This window comes from Acinetobacter sp. TYF_19, from assembly GCF_043105125.1.
Classification (GTDB): Bacteria; Pseudomonadota; Gammaproteobacteria; order Pseudomonadales; family Moraxellaceae; genus Acinetobacter; species Acinetobacter johnsonii.
The window spans coordinates 1-406 of the sequence record NZ_JBICLH010000008.1 but is presented as its reverse complement, the minus strand read 5'-3'; the positions used below and the strand labels follow the sequence as shown (position 1 = coordinate 406).

The window sequence follows — 406 nt, the reverse complement described above, 5'->3', positions numbered from 1 at the left end:
GCAATTCTAACTGTCAAGAAATTAGATGATACTCTTAGTGAATTAGTAGTTAACGGCAAAAAACCTGAAAAGATTTTGTTGGGTTATAAAGCGTATGGCGAGCTAATGAATGATCGTAGCTTTTTTGAGGAAGTAGCAGGGTCGGCAATGGATCCAAACAAACGAAAATATAAAAATATTAAAATTAAGGTTACCCAAGACGAATACCAGTTTGAAGTGAAGTGTTCAAAAGAATAGGTTTAAGCATCAAGGAAAGCTCGCCAAATGGTGGGCTTTTTTTTATTCCTAAATAATTTGGAATAAAATGTGAATGAGATCTCAATATAAACCAAGTATATTAGTGGTATTAAGTTCTCCATGATAGTTAATATCAGTTTATACCTGCATCTTCCCCAAGTTGCAGGTT

The 406-nt window shown here is 33.7% G+C and carries 1 protein-coding gene; it reads left to right on the top strand.

Annotated features, from left to right (window positions below; genetic code table 11):
* Positions 1–237 (top strand): hypothetical protein (locus ACF8FD_RS00350; RefSeq protein ID WP_392452822.1); only part of this gene is annotated, 237 nt, incomplete at its 5' end.
* Between the last annotated feature and the right edge of the window lie 169 nt (positions 238–406).